Source organism: Pseudomonas sp. UBA6753 (assembly GCF_002453565.1).
Classification (GTDB): domain Bacteria; phylum Pseudomonadota; class Gammaproteobacteria; order Pseudomonadales; family Pseudomonadaceae; genus Aquipseudomonas; species Aquipseudomonas putida_Z.
This window is the reverse complement of the sequence record NZ_DKHD01000045.1, coordinates 218462-235854: the sequence shown is the minus strand read 5'-3', so window position 1 is coordinate 235854 and position 17393 is coordinate 218462. Positions and strand designations below refer to the sequence as shown.

The 17393-nt window shown below is 66.7% G+C and carries 15 protein-coding genes; 6 read left to right on the top strand and 9 right to left on the bottom strand.

The annotated features are described in order from the left end of the window. Nucleotides 1-6: 6 nt before the first annotated feature. From B2790_RS18420 to glcD, 4 genes are read right to left on the bottom strand one after another with little or no spacing between them, the layout of a single operon-like run. Entirely contained in the window at nt 7-405 is a 399-nt protein-coding gene (locus B2790_RS18420; protein WP_286919428.1) for a heme-binding protein, read from the bottom strand. Further along, nucleotides 398-1633, bottom strand: a complete 1236-nt coding sequence (gene glcF, locus B2790_RS18415) for a glycolate oxidase subunit GlcF (protein ID WP_286919427.1) — start codon at nt 1631-1633, stop codon at nt 398-400. Before glcF ends, B2790_RS18420 begins: the two co-directional genes overlap by 8 nt. A gap of 9 nt (nt 1634-1642) precedes the next feature. Further along, a complete protein-coding gene (gene glcE, locus B2790_RS18410) occupies nt 1643-2695 on the bottom strand; it encodes a glycolate oxidase subunit GlcE (RefSeq protein ID WP_286919426.1) in 1053 nt (350 codons plus the stop codon). Beyond that, complete coding sequence (gene glcD, locus B2790_RS18405) at nt 2695-4194, bottom strand: glycolate oxidase subunit GlcD (RefSeq protein ID WP_286919425.1); 1500 nt, start codon at nt 4192-4194, stop codon at nt 2695-2697. Before glcD ends, glcE begins: the two co-directional genes overlap by 1 nt. Before the next feature lie 195 nt (nt 4195-4389). On the opposite strand from glcD, the gene glcC reads away from it, so the two are divergent. Continuing rightward, the gene (glcC, locus tag B2790_RS18400) at nt 4390-5154 is read left to right on the top strand and encodes a transcriptional regulator GlcC (RefSeq protein ID WP_286919424.1); all 765 of its coding nucleotides are present in this window, start codon (nt 4390-4392) and stop codon (nt 5152-5154) included. Nucleotides 5155-5281: 127 nt separating this feature from the next. Here glcC and B2790_RS18395 read toward each other — a convergent pair whose 3' ends face one another. Beyond that, the gene (locus tag B2790_RS18395) at nt 5282-5599 is read right to left on the bottom strand and encodes a DUF2388 domain-containing protein (RefSeq protein ID WP_003260922.1); all 318 of its coding nucleotides are present in this window, start codon (nt 5597-5599) and stop codon (nt 5282-5284) included. Between the two features lie 387 nt (nt 5600-5986). Here B2790_RS18395 and B2790_RS18390 point away from each other — a divergent pair, with 387 nt between their 5' ends. Continuing rightward, complete coding sequence (locus B2790_RS18390) at nt 5987-6613, top strand: glutathione S-transferase family protein (RefSeq protein WP_286919423.1); 627 nt, start codon at nt 5987-5989, stop codon at nt 6611-6613. A gap of 355 nt (nt 6614-6968) precedes the next feature. Next, complete coding sequence (locus tag B2790_RS25075) at nt 6969-7355, top strand: hypothetical protein (protein WP_414708599.1); 387 nt, start codon at nt 6969-6971, stop codon at nt 7353-7355. Between the two features lie 197 nt (nt 7356-7552). Here B2790_RS25075 and sfnR read toward each other — a convergent pair whose 3' ends face one another. The 4 genes from sfnR to mrdA form a co-directional block, all read right to left on the bottom strand. After that, on the bottom strand, nt 7553-8653 hold the full coding sequence (gene sfnR / locus B2790_RS18380; RefSeq protein ID WP_025338722.1) for a sigma54-dependent transcriptional activator SfnR: 1101 nt from the start codon (nt 8651-8653) through the stop codon (nt 7553-7555). Between the two features lie 9 nt (nt 8654-8662). Beyond that, nucleotides 8663-9850 carry an acyl-CoA dehydrogenase family protein gene (locus tag B2790_RS18375; protein ID WP_085615236.1) on the bottom strand — a complete coding sequence of 396 codons (1188 nt, stop codon included), beginning with the start codon at nt 9848-9850 and terminating at the stop codon, nt 8663-8665. 9 nt (nt 9851-9859) lie between these two features. Next, a complete protein-coding gene (msuE, locus tag B2790_RS18370) occupies nt 9860-10420 on the bottom strand; it encodes an FMN reductase (protein WP_025338724.1) in 561 nt (186 codons plus the stop codon). Between the two features lie 398 nt (nt 10421-10818). Then, entirely contained in the window at nt 10819-12714 is a 1896-nt protein-coding gene (gene mrdA / locus B2790_RS18365; RefSeq protein WP_085599199.1) for a penicillin-binding protein 2, read from the bottom strand. Between the two features lie 346 nt (nt 12715-13060). On the opposite strand from mrdA, the gene B2790_RS18360 reads away from it, so the two are divergent. The 3 genes from B2790_RS18360 to B2790_RS18350 are packed head-to-tail and all read left to right on the top strand — an operon-like array spanning nt 13061 to nt 17233. After that, complete coding sequence (locus B2790_RS18360; RefSeq protein WP_286919422.1) at nt 13061-13729, top strand: ABC transporter ATP-binding protein; 669 nt, start codon at nt 13061-13063, stop codon at nt 13727-13729. Continuing rightward, entirely contained in the window at nt 13726-16188 is a 2463-nt protein-coding gene (locus tag B2790_RS18355; RefSeq protein WP_286919421.1) for an ABC transporter permease, read from the top strand. Before B2790_RS18360 ends, B2790_RS18355 begins: the two co-directional genes overlap by 4 nt. Continuing rightward, nucleotides 16178-17233, top strand: coding sequence for a lipocalin-like domain-containing protein (locus tag B2790_RS18350; protein WP_286919420.1), 1056 nt, complete (start codon nt 16178-16180; stop codon nt 17231-17233). The genes B2790_RS18355 and B2790_RS18350 overlap by 11 nt, the downstream gene beginning before the upstream one ends. Nucleotides 17234-17393 lie beyond the last annotated feature (160 nt).

Here is a 17393-nt window from a genome sequence, read left to right as displayed (position 1 = left end):
CAGGATTCAAAGGGCAGCCGCCCCGGCCTTGGCCACCTGGGCATCCTGCTCGGCCTTGACCCCGGACACGCCGATCCCTCCCACCACCTGCCCATCCACCCGCAGCGGCACGCCACCTTCCAGGCTGGTCAGCAGCGGCGCGGTGACGAAAGCGGTACGGCCACCATTGACCATCTCCTCGTAATCCCGCGTCTCCTTGCGCCCCAGCGCGGCTGTGCGGGCCTTTTCCATCGCGATGTAGGCGCTGGCCGGCGCGCAGCCGTCCAGGCGCTCCAGGGCCAGCGGGTGGCCGCCGTCGTCGACCACGGCGATGGTCACGTTCCATTGTTGCGCCTGGGCTTGCTGGCGGGCGGCGGTCAGCACGCGGGTGACTTCGGCCTGGCCGATCACGGACTTGCTATGCATGGTGGTTCTCCGGGTTCAAGGCTGCTTCGACGATTTCGATCCAGTGCCGCACCGGTGTGCGCCCGGCCCCGTCGAGGTGGGCCTGGCAGCCGATGTTGGCGGTGGCGATGACTTGCGGTTTGCCGCTTTCCAGGGCGTTGAGGCGGTTGTCGCGCAGCTGTAGCGACAGCTCGGGCTGGGTCAGCGAATAAGTGCCGGCCGAGCCGCAGCACAGGTGGCCGTCCGGTACCGGGGTCAAGGTGAGGCCCAGGCGTGTCAGCAACGCCTCCACCGCACCCCCCAGCTTCAGCGCGTGCTGCAGGGTGCATGGGCAATGGAAGGCCAGGCGCTGTTCGGCGCACAGGCCCAGTTGCTCGACCGGCTCGTCGCGCAGCACCTCCACCAGGTCGCGGGACAGGGCGCTGACCCGTGCGGCCTTGGCGGCGTAGCGCGGGTCCTTTTCCAGCAGGTGGCCGTAGTCACGCACGAACGCGCCGCAGCCGCTGGCCGTTTGCACGATGGCCTCGGCGCCGGCTTCGATGGCAGGCCACCAGGCATCGATATTGCGCCGCGCCCGTTGCAGGCCTTGTTCCTGGGCATTGAGGTGATAGTCCACCGCGCCACAGCAGCCGGCCTGCTGGATCGGCACCACGCTGATGCCCAGGCGGTCCAGCAGGCGTGCGGCGGCGGCATTGGTGTTGGGCGACAGGGCCGGTTGCACGCAGCCTTCCAGCATCAGCACCCGCCGCGCATGGCGCGGTGCGGGGCGTTGGCCGGGGGCGGTGACCCGCGCCGGCAGCTTGCGCTTGAGCGTGGCCGGCAGCAGCGGGCGCAGGGCCTGGCCGCTGCGGGTCAGGGCCTTGAACAGCGCCGGGCGTGGCACCACTGCCCGCAGGCCCTGGCGCAGCAGGCGCTGGCCGAGCGGGCGTGGCACCTGCTGTTCGACCACGGCGCGGCCGATGTCCAGCAGGTCGTGGTACTTCACCCCGGAAGGGCAGGTGGTTTCACAGTTGCGGCAGGTCAGGCAGCGATCCAGGTGCAACTGGGTGCTGGCGGTGATCGGCGCGCCTTCGAGCATCTGCTTGATCAGGTAGATGCGCCCGCGTGGGCCGTCCAGTTCATCGCCCAGCAGCTGGTAGGTGGGGCACGTGGCGGTGCAGAAACCACAGTGCACGCAGGAGCGCAGGATGCTTTCGGCTTCGTCTGCGCGGGCCAGTTGCCGGGCGGTTTCGCTCAGGTTGGTTTGCATGGTCTGGCCTCACAGGTCCGGGTATAGGCGGCCAGGGTTGAACACCCCCTGGGGGTCGAGTTGCTGCTTGAGCGCACGGTGGTAGCGCATCAGCGCGGCGGGCAGCGGTGGGCTGCTGGCTGCGCCAGGGGCATGGCAGGTGGCGTGGCCGCCAACCTTGGCGACCTGCTCGCGGATCTCTTGCGCCGGTGCCGTGGACTTGAGCCAGCGCTGCGCGCCACCCCAGTCGATCAGCTGCTGGCCGGGCAGCTCCAGCTCGCCGGTGGCGTTGGGCACGGACAGGCGCCACAGCGGCGCGGGGCCGGCAAAGAACGCCAGGCGCTGCTCGCGCAGGTCGCTCCAGAAGCTGCTGTCCAGTGCCTCGCCGCCCAGGCGCTGGCGTGCCGACTGCACCGAGCCTTCGCCGCCTTCCAGGCGCAGGTACAGCGCGTCGCCGTCATGGCAGGCCGCGCTGATCGGCAGCGGCTGCTGGCCCCATTCAGCCAGCTCCGCCAGCGCCTGGTGGCGGCCCATCGGCAGGCGCAGGCTGAGGCACTGGCGCGGGCGTGGCAGCACTTTCAGCGACACCTCGGTCAGCAACCCGAGGCAGCCGAAGCTGCCCGCCATCAGCCGCGACACGTCGTAGCCGGCAACGTTCTTCATCACTTCGCCACCAAAGCGCAACAGCTTGCCGTGGCCGGTGATCACCCGCGTGCCCAGCACATAGTCGCGCACCGACCCGGCCCACGGCCGCCTGGGGCCGGACAGCCCGGCCGCGACCATGCCACCCAGGGTGGCGTCGGGGCCCAGGTGCGGTGGTTCGCAGGGCAGCATCTGGCCAGCCTCGTGCAGCGCTGCCTCGACCTCGCGCAGCGGCGTGCCGGCGCGGGCAGTCAGCACCAGCTCGGTCGGGTCGTAGCTGACGATGCCGCGGTGGCTGCGGGTGTCGAGTACCTCGCCGGCCACCGGGCAGCCGAGCATGGCCTTGCTGTTGCCGCCCTGGATACGCAGCGGCGTGGCCTGGTTCAGCGCCTGGTTGACCTGCTCCAGCAGGGCCTGGCTGATGTCGCGGTCCATGCTCATCAGAAACGCTCCAGTTCGGGGAAGGGCAATTGCCCATGGTGCACATGCATGGCGCCGAATTCGGCGCAGCGGTGCAGGGTGGGGATGTTCTTGCCGGGGTTGAGCAGGCCCTGTGGGTCGAAGGCGGCCTTGACCGCATGGAACAGGGTGATTTCGTCGCTGTTGAACTGTGCGCACATCTGGTTGATCTTCTCGCGCCCCACACCGTGCTCGCCGGTGATGCTGCCGCCCACGGCCACGCACAGTTCGAGGATCTTGCCGCCGATGGCTTCGGCACGTTCCAGCTCGCCTGGCAGGTTGGCATCGAACAGGATCAGCGGGTGCATGTTGCCGTCGCCGGCGTGGAACACGTTGGCCACGCGCAGGCCATATTCGCCGGACAGTTCGCTGATGCCCTTGAGCACCCGTGGCAGTTCGCGGCGCGGAATGGTGCCGTCCATGCAGTAGTAGTCCGGGGAGATGCGCCCCACCGCCGGGAAGGCGTTCTTGCGCCCGGCCCAGAAGCGCACGCGCTCGGCCTCGTCGCAGGCCAGCCGCACTTCACGCGCGCCGGCCTGGGCCAGCACGGCGGCGACCCGTTCGCAGTCGTCATGCACATCGGCCTCGACGCCATCCAGCTCGCACAGCAGGATGGCCGCCGCGTCCACCGGGTAACCGGCATGGATGAAGTCCTCGGCGGCGCGGATCGCCAGGTTGTCCATCATCTCCAGGCCGCCGGGGATGATCCCGGCAGCGATGATCTCGGCCACTGCCCGGCCGGCGTCCTCGACACTGTCGAAGCTGGCCAGCAGCACCCGCGCCACCTGGGGCTTGGGCAGCAGCTTGACGGTGACTTCGGTGACGATGCCGAGCATGCCTTCGGAGCCGGTGAACAGTGCCAGCAGGTCGAAACCGGGGCTGTCCAGGGCATCGCTGCCGAGGGTCAGGCGTTCGCCCTCGACCGTGAGGATTTCCACCTTGAGCAGGTTGTGCACGGTCAGGCCGTACTTGAGGCAGTGCACGCCACCGGCGTTCTCGGCGACATTGCCGCCGATGGAGCAGGCAATCTGCGAGGACGGGTCCGGCGCGTAGTACAGGCCGTGGGGCGCGACCGCCTGGGAGATGGCCAGGTTGCGCACGCCGGGCTGCACACGGGCGAAGCGGCCCTGCGGGTTGACTTCGAGAATGCGGTTGAACCGCGCCATCACCAGCAGGATGCCTTTGGCCAGTGGCAGGGCGCCGCCCGACAGGCCGGTACCGGCGCCGCGTGCCACCACCGGCACGCCACGCTGGTGGCAAAGCCTGAGCAGCGCCTGCACCTGCTCCAGGCGCTCGGGCAGCACCACCAGCAGCGGCACCGTGCGGTAGGCCGAGAGGCCGTCGCATTCATAGGGCTTGAGGTCTTCCTCGCGGTGCAGGATCTCGAGGTCCGGCAGGGCAGCGCGCAGCGCCTGCAGCAGCGCCGCCCGGTCCACGTCGGGCAGCGCGCCATCGACGCGTTCGTCATACAGGATATTCATCGGCTCACTCGGCAACGGTTTTTGTTGTTGTTGGCAAAGCGCTCACCCTTGCAGCCTGCGCGTGGCCGCCGCCCGGGTCGAGTACGGGGTGAACTGGTCCTACCAGTTTCTGCGACGGGTACTGGTTATTGACGGCTTTGCCCGGCTAGATTGAGGCAAGTGGTCGAAGTGGTCCTACCAGCAGGAGGGTACGCAGTGGGTACTGAAGGCAAGGCCAAGGTCGCCGACCAGGTGGCCGAACGGGTCGAGCGGTTGATCGTCGACGGCGTGCTCAAGGTGGGCCAGGCCCTGCCGTCGGAGCGGCGCCTGGTGGACAAGCTGGGCTGCTCGCGCTCGGCGCTGCGTGAAGGCCTGCGCATCCTGCGCGGGCGCGGCATCATCGACACCGAGCAGGGGCGGGGCTCGTTCGTTGCCGACCTGACGGGCCATGCGGGTGCCACGCCGTTGATGCACCTGTTCGGTTCGCAGCCGCGCACGCTGTTCGACCTGCTGGAAGTGCGGGCGTTGCTGGAGGCCGAATCGGCGCGCCTGGCGGCGCTGCGGGCCACCGAGGTCGACCGTTTGCTGATCCGCCGGCGCTATGAAGAAATGCTGGCTGCTCACGACGCCCCCGAAGCGATCGATGCCCGTGAACATGCCCGCCGCGACCATGCCTTTCACCGGGCGATCAGCGAGGCGTCGCACAACCCGGTGCTGGTGCATACCTTGCAATCGCTCAGTGACCTGACCTTGAGCACGGTGTTCGCCTCGGTCAACAACCTGTATTGCCGACCGGCGCAGAAGCGCCAGATCGACCGCCAGCATGCGCGGTTGTATCACGCGGTGATGGAGCAGTTGCCCGAGCAGGCGCAGCGCGCGGCGCGCGAACATATCAACGGGATCCGCGACAGTTTGCGGGAGATCGAGCAGGAAGAGCAGCGGCTGGTAAGGGCTACCATGCGCATGGATGGCTGGGGGTGAATGTATGCCTGTGCCGGCCCTTTCGCGGGCTTGCCCGCTCCCACGGGGACTGCACCGGGTCTGATGCCTGTGCAGTACTTGTGGGAGCGGGCAAGCCCGCGAAGAGGCAGGTGCAGGATTACCTCAATCAATGATCGGCTATGCGGTCATCCTGCGAGAGGAGGGCCCGGGCCAGCTCTTCATCATTGGCCTGCAGGCCTGGGTTGTCCTTGCGGGCTTGTTCCAGCGCCGACTCCACATAGGCGCCACGGATTGCACCACCGCTGGCGACGTAGGCCGAAAGCTCGTCACGCGCCGGGATGATCCGTTTGTCGTCCTTGAAGGTCGAGTAAAGCGAGGCGGAAACACCGGCCGAGGTTGCGACGTCGCCTGCGTCGACGTCAGCCAGGGCAGCACCGGCAGGCAGCAGGAGCAGCAGCGCAGGGGCGAGGAGTAGGTGGCGCATGGTGTGATCTCCAGTAGCATGAAGCCCAAGTAATTGAACCACTCAGTGTTTAAGAAAGCGCAGGTGGGGTGGTAGTTCCCTTGTTCAACACTGGAGATTGCCGGGGCTGCTGAGCAGCCCATCGCCGGCAAGCCAGCTCCCACATCGACCGCGCTGCCCTTGAGGCCTGTGCAGTACCTGTGGGAGCTGGCTTGCCGGCGATAGGGCCCTGTCAGGCGAGTTGGTAAGTAGTCTTCACCCGGGTAAAGAGTGGTGCTCGGGTGGGGACTATGACGGGAGGGACGGGGAATAAGATGTTCTGGCTGCGCGCATTGACCCTGTCGGGCCAGGCGTGATCTGCTCGGCCTGATGGCCCAATCATTCAATGGATACTGAAGGTTCTCACCCATGCCCGACTACAAGCTGCATTGTTTCGCCGAATCCGGTAACGCCTACAAGGCCGCCCTGATGCTTGAGCTCACAGGCCAGGACTGGCAGCCGGTGTTCGTCGATTTCTTCAATGGCCAGACTCGCGAACAAGCCTGGCGCGACGAAGTGAACGAGCAGGGCGAGGTGCCAGTGCTGGAGCACGCCGGCAAATCCTTCACCCAGTCTGCGCTGATCCTTGACTACCTCGCGGAGAAAACCGGGCAGTTCGGCCCCCGCGACGAAGACGAAAAGCGCGAGATCTGGCGCTGGATGCTGTTCGACAACCACAAGTTCACCAGTTACTACGCTGCGCTGCGCTTTCTTTTCTGCCTGAAGAAAACCGGTGAAACGGACGTGACCCGGTTCCTGCGTGAACGTGCCTTGGCGGCCTACCGTATTGTCGATGCGCACTTGGCGAAGACGCCATTCATGGTCGGTGGCCGGCTGACGATCGCTGACCTGTCGCTGGCTGGGTATGTGTTCATGCCGGAGGACACTGGCATTGTGTTGGCGCAGTTCACCCACATCGAGGCATGGAAGGCGCGAATCCAGGCGTTGCCAGGGTGGAAGCACCCGTATGATCTGATGCCCCGCGCGGCCTCCTGAGCAACCCGGCTCGCCAGGCCATGGTGCAGCGGCCTTTGGTGAGCCAGCCATTCTGATGACCGGTCGGTGACAAGCGAAGCGGTGTGGCTACGCTCAAAAAATCAAGAAACATTCTGAAATATATGGCCAGCAGGCCCTGAAGGATCTCGTTCAACCGCTGCAGATGGATGGCCGCGCTGGTTAGCAGGTTGCCCCAAGGGGGCCGGAAATCACAGGGTGCGTCGTGCAACCCGGTGCTACTCCAAGCGGAGGCTCATGATGCTCAGGAAATGTTTGTTGGCTTTGGCTATCGGTGCAGTGTTGTCGGCTTCGGCCGTGTTGGTGCCGGACTCCATTGGCGGTACCTCCAGCGCATATGCGAAGGATGGTGGCGGTGGTGGCGGAGGCGGAGGCGGTGGTGGTCACGGTGGTGGTGGCGGAGGCAGCGGCGGTGGTGGTGGCCATGGCGGCGGAGGTGGTGGTAGCGGTGGCGGCGGTGGTCATGGTGGTAGTGGCGGCGGCGGTGGTCATGGCGGTGGAGGTGGTAGCGGCGGCGGCGGTGGCTCGGGTGGTGGCCACGGCGGCAGTGGCAGCGGGCATAGTGGTGATGGTGGTGGGCATGGCGGCCCAGGGCATGATGGCCGCGGGCGCAATGGTGCTGATGATGGCGCCGACCACGAGGCCAACCACGAAGCCAATCACGAAGCCAACCATGAGGCGAATCACGAAGCGAATCACGACGTGGGCGAGCCCCACGGTGTAGGGCATGGCGCTGATGATGGGGCTGACCATGATGTTGGGGATGATCGCGGAGGCGATCGGAGCTAGCAATTTGGGTGTCTGTGCCGGCCTCTTCGCGGGCACGCCCGCTCCCACAGGTATCGCGCCGCTTTCAAGGTTGGCGCAGCACCTGTGGGAGCGGGCGTGCCCGCGAAGAGGCCCGAACAGGCCATACACCATTCAGATCGACAACCGCACCACCCGGTTATCCAGCACCTGCTGCTCCTGCCCCCGCCGCTTGTTCACCACCAACTCGCCGATCGCAATCAGCCGGGTACGGGTGATGTTGCGCGACAACCCCAGCAACTGCGCGGTATGCACCTGGTTGTAATGGCAGAACCGATACGCCGACCGCAGCAGGGCATTTTCCACCTTCTCGTACAGGTCACCCGACTGCTCTTCGAACAAGCGGCTGAACGCCCGCTGCAGCAGATCCTCCACACCATTGCCCGCAGGCTCTTCCTCCTGCCGTTCGATACGCAGGTTGGACAAGCGCAGGTCCTGCGCCTGCACCGTACCGTCACCGCAGGTCAGCAAGCTGTGGTGAATCACGTTCTCCAGCTCGCGGATGTTGCCCGGCCAACTGTATTCCACCAGCTTGGCCTGGGCCTTGGCGCTCAACTCCACCGGCCCGTAGCCCAGCCGGTCGCTGTAGCTGCGGATGAAGTGCCGGGCCAGCGGCAGGATGTCACCCGGGCGGTCGCGCAACGGGTGCAACTGCAAGGTCACCACGTTCAGCCGGTAGTACAGGTCTTCGCGAAAATGCCCGGCGTTGATGGCCTTTTCCAGCTGCACGTTGGTCGCCGCCAGTACCCGCACATTGATCGGGATGCTCTTGCGCGACCCCAGCCGTACCACTTCGCGCTCCTGCAGCACGCGCAGCAGCTTGACCTGGATCGGCAACGGCAGGTCGCCGATTTCGTCGAGGAACAGCGTGCCGCCGTTGGCTTCCTCGAACCAGCCGGCCTTGGCCGCCAGGGCACCAGTGAAGGCGCCTTTTTCATGGCCGAACAGCTCCGCCTCGACCAGCGATTCGGAAAAGGCACCGCAGTTGACCGCGACGAACGGGCCGTTGCGCCGGCCGCTGAGGTTGTGGATGTGGCGTGCGACCAGCTCCTTGCCCGTGCCGGTTTCGCCGATGATCAGCACGCTGGCCTCGCTGGGGGCGACCTGTTGCAGGTGGGCGAGCAGCGCCTGCGACCTGGGGTCTTCGAAAACCTGTGCGGTGGCCCGGATCGAGGTGGCCAGTGTCGGGGACGGGGGGAGGGTCAGCAGTTGCATGGGCAATCCTCAGGAATAGAACGATGGGGCAGGGCGCTTGTCGTTGAGGGCCCACTCGCCGAGTTCGTGGATGCGGTAGTCCACCGGGTCGTGCAGGGTTTGCGTGCGCAGGTTGCGCCAGTGCCGGTCGAAGCGTAGCGAAGCATGGGTGGCGCGGGCGCCGGTGACCTCGAACAGGCGGTTGCAGATGTCCAGGCCATGGCGGCTGGCGGCAACCTTGGCGGTGCCGATGGCCAGGGCCAGGTCGCCGCGCTCTTGCGCCGTGAGGGCGTGCTCCCTGGCCCAGGCGGCATCGAGCTGGCGTGCGGCCCGCTCGATCAGCAGGCGCACGCTCTCCAGGCCGACCCAGAACTCGCCGTAATGGCGCAGCACGTATGGGTCTTCGGCGCTGCTGGCGGCGCTGGAGCGGAACCACGGCCGGCTTTCCTTGAGCGTGTACTGGCGGGCCTCCTCGAACGCCCCCTCGGCGATGCCGAGGAACAGGTTGGCGAAGTGCAACTGGGCAATCAGCGGGCGCAGGGCGGCGAACGGCGTGCTCAGGGGGCCTGGGTCGAGCAGCAGTTCGTTGTGCTCCACCCGTACCCGCTCGAAGGTGGCGCTGCCGCTGTCGGTCTGGCGCTGGCCGATGTTGTTCCAGTCACTGTGCAGGCTGATGCCGGTGCGGCCACTGGGGATGGCGGCGATCAGCAGCTTGCCGCCGGCACGTTCGTCCACCGCCGAGGCGATGAGCATTTCCGAATCGCTGGCGCCGGAGCAGAAGCTTTTCTTGCCGGAAAACTCGCACCAGCCATCGAAGTGCTTGACCACGGTGCGGGTGTCCAGCGGGTTCAGGGCATTGCCCCAGAACCACTGCTTGCGGGCGGTCTGCTCGAACCACGGTTGCCATTGGTCCGGGCGCGAGAACAGGCGCACGGTGGCCAGCATCAGGTGATGGAAGCCGAACACGTGGGCGATGGAGCTGTCGACCCGGGCGAACTCGCGCACCACCGCGAAGGTGTCGTGCCAGTTGGCGCCCTGGCCGCCGAACGCCTGCGGGATCACCAGCGACAGCAGGCCGCTGTCACGCAGGGCGTCGCGCTCGGCTTTTGGCGTGCCGCCGCGCTCGTCGCGCTCGACGGCGGTCTGGGCAAACTGCCCGGCCAGTTCGCGGGCGATGGCCAGGGCAGGGCGCCGGGGGGTGTTCACAGGTGCATTCATGGCCGCTCCTCAGGCGCTCTTGCGCAGCGCATGATGGGCGCCGAACAGCGGCACGGCGCGCTCGGCGGCCAGGCGGATACGGGCGGCCAGGGCTGCGCTGGACACCCGGTAGTCGGCCATTTCCGCCTGGCTGGCGAACACGCCAATGGGCAGGGTCAGGGCTTGCAGGAAGCTGAACAGTGGGCGCAGCTGGTGGTCGAGCACCAGCGCGTGGCGCTCGCTGCCGCCGGTGGCGGCGAGCAGCACCGGGGTGTCGACCAGGGCGTCCTGGCCGATCAGGTCGAACAGGTGCTTGAAGTGGCCGGTGAAGCTGCCGCGGTACACCGGCGTGGTCACCACCAGCAGGTCGGCTTTTTCCACCAGGCGCAGTTGCTGTTCAACGGCCTCGGGCAGTTCGCTGCGCCACAGGGCGCTGCCCAGCGGGCGGGCGATCTCGCCCAGTTCGATCAGGTGCGGCTTGATGTGCAGGTGCTGGGCCAGTTCGGCGAGGATCGCCTCGGTCAGGGCCAGGGTGCGCGAAGGGCGGGCAGTGCCGCCGGACAGGGCTACGACGTTCAGTGGGGTGCTCATGGGCAGGTCTCCGGTTCGGGTTGAGCGGGGGACTTTGCTTGAGCAATCGTCGTGCCGAGTTTGAATATTCTTTTATTTCAACTGGTTAGCGCTTTTCTGATGGTTGCGGCGCTGTTGCCGTGCGGGCGTTGCCTGTTGATCGTGTGTTGCGCTGCAGACAGTTGGCCAAGTGTTGGCGGCTGTGCAGTTGGGGGATTTATAGAGGATTAGGGAATGATGAAAAAGGAATAAGATTTTATATTCTTATTCCTTATTTTGATTTTCATGTGCTGGGGCCGCTTCGCGCCCCATCGCGACACAAGGCCGCTCCCACAGGATTTGCGCTGCCTGTGACGCAACACTGAACTTGTGGGAGCGGCCTTGCGTCGCGAAAGGGCTGCGATGCGGCCCCAGAAGTCTCAAGTGTGCGGCACGCTGCGAGGCACTACCCCACCCGCATACTGCGGCTTCAGATGCCCCTGCTCATCCAGCAGATAGGCATCCATCACCTCCCGCACCACCGGCCCTGCCACCCGCCCGCCGGCTTCACCGTTCTCGATCATCACCGCCACCACCACACTCGGGTGATCAGCCGGGGCAAAGCCGACGAACAGGGCATTGTCGCGGTGCCGCTCCAGGGTCTTGTCGCGGTTGTAGCGTTCGCCCTGCTTGATCGCCACCACCTGCGCGGTGCCGCTCTTGCCGGCAATCCGGTATTGCGCACCGGCCGCGGCAGCGCGGGCGATGCCGCGCGGGTCGTGCATGACCATCTGCATGCCCTGGCTGACCTGGTCCCAGGCGTGCCTGTCGTGCAGCACGATATTGGGCATCGGGTTGGGGTCTACCGGCGCATCGCCACCCACGGTCATGGCCAGGTGCGGGCGGTGCCACACACCCTTGCTCGCCAGCAGGCTGGTGGCCTGGGCCAGCTGCAGCGGGGTGACCTGCATGTAGCCCTGGCCGATGCCCAGGATCAGCGTCTCGCCCGGGAACCAGGCCTGGCGCCGGGTGGCGCGCTTCCACTCGGCCGACGGCATCAGCCCGGACGCCTCCTCGAACATGTCCAGCGAGACCTTCTGGCCCAGGCCGAACTCGGCCATGTAGTCGTGCAGGCGGTCGATGCCCAGCTTGTGCGCCAGGTCGTAGAAGTAGGTGTCGTTGGAACGCATGATGGCGGTGTACATATCCACCCAGCCATCACCGCTGCGGTTCCAGTTGCGGTACTTGTGGTCGTAGTTGGGCAGCTCGTAGTAGCCCGGGTCGAACACCCGGCTGCCCGGGGTGATCACGCCGCTGTCGAGGCCGGCGATGGCCACCTCCGGCTTCACCGTCGAACCGGGCGCATACAGGCCGCGCAGCACGCGGTTGAACAGCGGGCGGTCGATGGAATCGCGCAGGGCGGCGTACTGTTTGAAGCTGATGCCCTTGACGAACAGGTTGGGGTCGAAGCTGGGGTTGCTGACCATCGCCAGCACGTCGCCATTGGCCGGGTCGAGCACCACCACCGAGCCACGGCGGTCGCCCAGGGCCTTTTCCGCGGCCAGTTGCAGGTGGGCGTCCAGGGTCAGGACGATGTCCTGGCCCGGGGTCGGGGCCTTGTGGTTGAGCACACGCATCACCCGGCCCTGGGCGTTGGTCTCGACCTCCTCGTAGCCCACGTGGCCATGCAGCTGGCTTTCGTAGAAGTGCTCGATGCCCGTCTTGCCGATCGACTGGGTGCCCCGGTATTCGGTGCTGTCGAGGGTCTTGGCCTCTTTCTCGTTGATGCGCCCCACATAGCCCACCGAGTGGGCGAAATGCTCGGCCAGCGGGTACTCGCGGATGAACTGTGGTTCCACCTCCAGGCCTGGCAGGCGGAACTGGTTCACCGCCACCAGGGCGATCTGCTCTTCGCTCAGGCCGACCATCAGGGTCACCGGCTCGAACGGCTTGCGGCCACGGCGCAGGTCCTTGTCGAACTGCTTGCGGTCGTCGTCGGTCAGGCTCAGCACCTGGGCCAGGGTATCGAGGACCTTGGCCGTGTCACCGCCGGCCCGCTCGCGGGTCATGGTGAGGTCGAAGCTGGGCTTGTTGTCGGCCAGCACCACGCCGTTGCGGTCGTAGATCAGCCCGCGCTCGGGGGCGATGGGCAGCACGTGCACGCGGTTGTTTTCCGATACGGCGGTCTGCTGGTCGTGCTGCAGCACCTGCAGCACATAGAGCCGGCCCACCAGGACGGCGACCAGGCTGAAGACCAGGGCGGCGCAGGCCAGAAGCCGGCGGTTGACCAGGTGCTTTTCCTTTTCGTGGTCCTTGAGGGGTATGGGTTGCGGCATCGGGGTTCTGTCTGCTGATGGTGTGGCTGGGTGAGATGTGAGCGCTTTGGGCACGCGCCTGTGGGAGCGGGCGTGCCCGCGAATGGGCCGCGCAGCGGCCCCGGGGGGCGGTGATGCTACGCAAGGTAGTGAGCCCCCTCAAGGTGAAGGCCTGCGGCTGCAGGCGCGAAGATGGCTGTCATGTCCGCAATCAGGGGCTTGCCGACAAAATGAAGATTTGTTCATTGGCGACGGTACGGTGATCGAATTTGCCAATGGCACCATGCACGTCTTGTCCAGGAGCACACCCACGCCGCGATGAACCTGCTATTCCTAAGAAGACCCCTGAACCCACCAAGGCCCGTCGATGCTGGTCATCGAGCAACTGCACAAATCATTCCCCACCCCCCAGGGCCCGCTCCCCGTGCTGCAGGGCGTCGACCTGCGCCTGGCGCGCGGCAGCAGCCTGGCGCTGATGGGCGAGTCGGGCAGCGGCAAGAGTACCTTGCTGCACCTGGTGGCCGGCCTGGACCGTGCCGACAGTGGCCGCATCCTGATCGACGACACCCCGCTCGACAGCCGTTCCGAGGCGTCGCTGGCGTTGTGGCGGCGGGAGGGCATAGGCCTGGTGTTCCAGCAGTACAACCTGATCAGCAGCCTGGACGTGGGGGCCAATCTTGCGTTCCAGGCCCGGCTGGCCGGTCGGCATGATCCCGATTGGCTGGCCTACCTGGCGCAGCGCCTGGGTTTGGCGGATTTGCTGGCGCGTTACCCGGAGCAATTGTCTGGCGGCCAGCAACAGCGGGTTGCCATCGGCCGCGCCCTGGCCGGGCGCCCGGCCTGGTTGCTGGCCGACGAACCCACCGGCAGCCTCGATGAAACCAGCAGCGATGAGGTGTTGAGCCTGCTGTTGCAACTGGTCTCCGAGGCTGGCAGTGGGGTGCTGATGGTGACCCACAGCCCGCGGCTGGCGGCGCGCTTGCAGCAGCGTTGTTACCTGCAGGCCGGCCGCGTGCGGCCCGAGCAGGGCGGATGAGGCTTCTATCGCTGGCCCTGCTGGCGCTGCTCAGCCACTGGCGGCGCCATCGCGTGCAGTTTTTCAGCATCTTCACCGGCCTGTGGCTGGCCACGGCGCTGTGGACCGGCGTGCAGGCGCTGAACAGCCAGGCACGCAGCGACTATGCCCGGGCCAGCGCGGTGCTGGCCGTGCCGTTGCAGGCGCAACTGGTGCCGCGCCGTGGCGAGCGCTTTGACCAGGCACTGTACGTGCAGTTGCGCAGGCTGGGCTGGGCGGTGACGCCGGTACTGGAAGGGCGCTTGCGCTTTGCTGGTGAGCCGGCGCGTAGCGTGCGGTTGATCGGCATCGAGCCGTTGAGCCTGCCGCCGGCCAGTAGCATCGCCGGTGTGCAGCCCGGAACGTTCGATCTGCAGGCCTTTGTCGGCAAGCCCGGGCGAGCCTGGGTCGGGCCGGACACCTTGCGCCAGCTGCATGCAGATCCCGGTGCTTCAGTACGCGATAGCGAAGGGCAGCTGCTGCCGCCGTTGGTTCTACAGCCAGCGCTGGCCCCAGGGGTGATCGTGGTCGATATCGGCCACGCCCAGGCGTTGCTGCATGCACCCGGGCAGTTGTCGCGCTTGCTGGTGGCTGCCTCGCCGGGGCCGTTGCCGGCGGATATCGCGCCTTACCTTGAGCTGCAACCCCGGCAGGACGATGGCGGCTTGCAGCGGCTGACCGACAGCTTCCACCTCAACCTGACCGCCCTTGGCCTGCTGGCGTTCGTCGTCGGCCTGTTCATTGCCCATGCCGCAATCGGTTTGGCACTGGAACAGCGGCGCGGCCTGGTTCGCAACCTGCGCGCCTGTGGCATCAGCCTGCAAACCTTGCTGTGCGCCTTGGTGCTGGAGCTGGGGCTGTTCGCGGTGCTGGGCGGTCTGGCCGGCGTGGCCAGTGGTTACGGGCTGGCCGCGTGGTTGCTGCCCGATGTGGCCGCCAGCTTGCGCGGCCTGTATGGCGCCCAGGTCGCCGGGGCGCTGAGCCTGCCCGCCGGGTGGTGGCTGATGGGCGTGCTGGTGAGCGTGCTGGGGGCGCTGCTGGCGGGTTTGGGCAGTGTACTGCGTGCGGCGCAGTTGCCGTTGCTGACGCTGGCCCAACCTCAGGCATGGCGGTTGGCCCAGGGGCCTTGGTTGCGGCGCCAGGCCCTGGTGGCGGGCCTGTTGCTTTTGCTGGCCCTGGGCTGTGGCGTGCTGGGCGACAGCCTGCCCAGCGCGTTCGGCCTGCTGGCAGGCTTGCTGCTGGCGGCGGCGCTGCTGCTGCCGGCCTTGCTCGACCGGGTGCTGGCCTGGCTGGCGCGCCATTGCCGGCGGCCTTTGGCGCAATGGTTCGTCGCGGACAGCCGCCAGCAATTGCCGGCCTTGAGCCTGGCATTGATGGCACTGTTGCTGGCGCTGGCGGCCAGTGTCGGGGTGGGCAGCATGACCGAGGGCTTTCGCAAGACCTTTGTCGGCTGGCTTGACCTGCGCCTGTCCGCCGACTTGTATGTCACCCCAAGGGACACCGCCCAGGGCTTGCAGATAGCTGAGTGGCTAGGGCAGCAGCCTTCGGTGGAGGTGGTATTGCCCGGCTGGCGTGTGGAAACGCAGCTGCAGGGCTGGCCGGTGCAGGTCCAGGGCATCGTCGATCATCCCGTCTATCGCACACGCTGGCCATTGCTGGCGCAGCAAAAGCAGGCCTGGCAACAACTGGCCGCCGGGCAGGCCGTGATGCTCAGTGAACAGCTGGCCAGGCGACTGAAGCTGCAGCTGGGTGATCGCCTGAGGCTGCCCGCAGACACTTCGCCAGCCCTGAGCGTTGTGGGCATCTATGCCGATTACGGCAACCCCAAAGGGCATATGCTGGTCAATGCCGGCTGGCTGCGCGGGCACTGGCCACAGGCAACCCTGACCGGGTTGAGTGTCGATCTGGTGGGCGATCAGGTGTCGGCATTCGAGACCGAATTGCAACAGCGCTTCGCCCTGGACGACAGCCGCGTGGTCGAGCAGAGGCGGCTCAAACGCTGGTCGACCGACGTATTCAACCGCACCTTCGCTGCCACCGCCGCGCTCAACAGCCTTACCCTTGGCGTGGCAGGCGTGGCGCTGTTCATCAACCTGCTGACCCTGGGCCAAACCCGCCTGGGCCAGCTTGCGCCGCTGTGGGCACTGGGCGTGCGGCGCACGCACCTGGTGTGGCTGAGCCTCGGGCAGACACTGTTGCTGAGCAGCCTTACCGTGCTGCTGGCGATTCCGCTGGGCATCCTGCTGGCCTGGTGCCTGGTCGCGGTGGTGAACGTGCAGGCATTCGGCTGGCGTTTGCCGCTCTACGTGTTCCCTGCGCAACTTCTGCATCTGGCCGTGCTGGGCATGCTTACCAGCCTGTTGGCCAGCGCCTGGCCACTGTGGCAGCTGGCGCGTCGCCAGCCGCGCGAACTGTTGAGGCTGTTTGCCGATGAAACGTAGCGCCTGGCTGTTGCTGTGTGGGTTGCTGGGCGGCTGTGACCAGCCCGCCGAGCAGAGCTATGCCGGGCTCGGGCAGCAGGCGGGTGAATTCAGCCAGGTAAGCCGCGGCCATCGCCTGGAATTTCCGCGTGACCACGGGGCACATGATGGCTTCCGCATCGAATGGTGGTATGTCACCGCCAACCTCCAGGACTTCCAGGGGCGGGACTGGGGTGCGCAGTGGACGCTGTTTCGCTCGGCCCTGCGCCCAGGCCCCGAGACTGCTGGCTGGAACAGCCCGAACCTGTGGATGGGGCACGCGGCGTTGACCGGTCCCGGTGGTCATCAGTCTGGCGAAACCTTGGCGCGTGGGGGTATCGGCCAGGCTGGCGTGCAGGCCCAGCCGTTCCGGGCGTGGATCAATGACTGGTCGTTGCAGGGCAGCAGTGGCATCGAAAATCTGCAAATGGTCGCCGGTGGTGACGGCTTTCGCTACGACCTGCAACTGCATAGCGATCGGCCCTTGGTGCTGCACGGGGACCAGGGCTACAGCGAGAAGTCCGGCAAGGGGCAGGCTTCGTACTATTACAGTCAGCCGTTCTACCGGGTGAGTGGGGAAGTGCAGCGTGACGGCCAGTGCATTGCAGTTACCGGCCAGGCCTGGCTGGACCGGGAATGGAGCAGCCAGCCGCTGGCTGCCGGGCAGACGGGGTGGGACTGGTTTTCCCTGCACCTGGACAGTGGCGCCAGGCTGATGCTGTTCCAGGTGCGCGAGGTGCAAGGGGAGGCGTATCGCGCCGGGACCTGGGTCGGCCCGCAGGGTGAGGTGGTGGTGCTGCAGGGTGCGCAGATCCAGCTGCAGGTGCTGGCCTGGGCTCGGCAGAAGAACGGCAAGCAGGTGCCGACGCGATGGCGGGTGCAGGTGCCGGGGCATGGCGTGGATGTGCAGGTCGAGGCTGTGGAGTCGCAGGCCTGGATGGAGACACGGTTCCCGTATTGGGAGGGGCCAGTGCGCTTGACCGGGAGTGCGGGTGGGCGAGGGTATCTGGAGATGACCGGCTACTAGCACCTCATATCCCGGCCATGAGCCCAGCCCTTTGGGCTGCGCTGTCGCGCAGAGAACTCAGTGCGCAAGCGTTCCGCGTACCGTGTGGGAGNNGCGCGCCCGCTCCCACAGAGCCACGCTAAATCAATGAGTTATGTGTTGTTCTATGAGAGCGGGCGTG

What these genes read in the sequence shown, in the direction of transcription:
- B2790_RS18420 (WP_286919428.1), bottom strand. Translation starts at nt 405, where the DNA reads ATGCATAGCAAGTCCGTGATCGGCCAGGCCGAAGTCACCCGCGTGCTG.
- glcF (WP_286919427.1), bottom strand. Translation starts at nt 1,633, where the DNA reads ATGCAAACCAACCTGAGCGAAACCGCCCGGCAACTGGCCCGCGCAGAC.
- glcE (WP_286919426.1), bottom strand. Translation starts at nt 2,695, where the DNA reads ATGAGCATGGACCGCGACATCAGCCAGGCCCTGCTGGAGCAGGTCAAC.
- glcD (WP_286919425.1), bottom strand. Translation starts at nt 4,194, where the DNA reads ATGAATATCCTGTATGACGAACGCGTCGATGGCGCGCTGCCCGACGTG.
- B2790_RS18395 (WP_003260922.1), bottom strand. Translation starts at nt 5,599, where the DNA reads ATGCGCCACCTACTCCTCGCCCCTGCGCTGCTGCTCCTGCTGCCTGCC.
- B2790_RS18390 (WP_286919423.1), top strand. Translation starts at nt 5,987, where the DNA reads ATGCCCGACTACAAGCTGCATTGTTTCGCCGAATCCGGTAACGCCTAC.
- B2790_RS25075 (WP_414708599.1), top strand. Translation starts at nt 6,969, where the DNA reads ATGCGAAGGATGGTGGCGGTGGTGGCGGAGGCGGAGGCGGTGGTGGTC.
- sfnR (WP_025338722.1), bottom strand. Translation starts at nt 8,653, where the DNA reads ATGCAACTGCTGACCCTCCCCCCGTCCCCGACACTGGCCACCTCGATC.
- B2790_RS18375 (WP_085615236.1), bottom strand. Translation starts at nt 9,850, where the DNA reads ATGAATGCACCTGTGAACACCCCCCGGCGCCCTGCCCTGGCCATCGCC.
- msuE (WP_025338724.1), bottom strand. Translation starts at nt 10,420, where the DNA reads ATGAGCACCCCACTGAACGTCGTAGCCCTGTCCGGCGGCACTGCCCGC.
- mrdA (WP_085599199.1), bottom strand. Translation starts at nt 12,714, where the DNA reads ATGCCGCAACCCATACCCCTCAAGGACCACGAAAAGGAAAAGCACCTG.
- B2790_RS18360 (WP_286919422.1), top strand. Translation starts at nt 13,061, where the DNA reads ATGCTGGTCATCGAGCAACTGCACAAATCATTCCCCACCCCCCAGGGC.
- B2790_RS18355 (WP_286919421.1), top strand. Translation starts at nt 13,726, where the DNA reads ATGAGGCTTCTATCGCTGGCCCTGCTGGCGCTGCTCAGCCACTGGCGG.
- B2790_RS18350 (WP_286919420.1), top strand. Translation starts at nt 16,178, where the DNA reads ATGAAACGTAGCGCCTGGCTGTTGCTGTGTGGGTTGCTGGGCGGCTGT.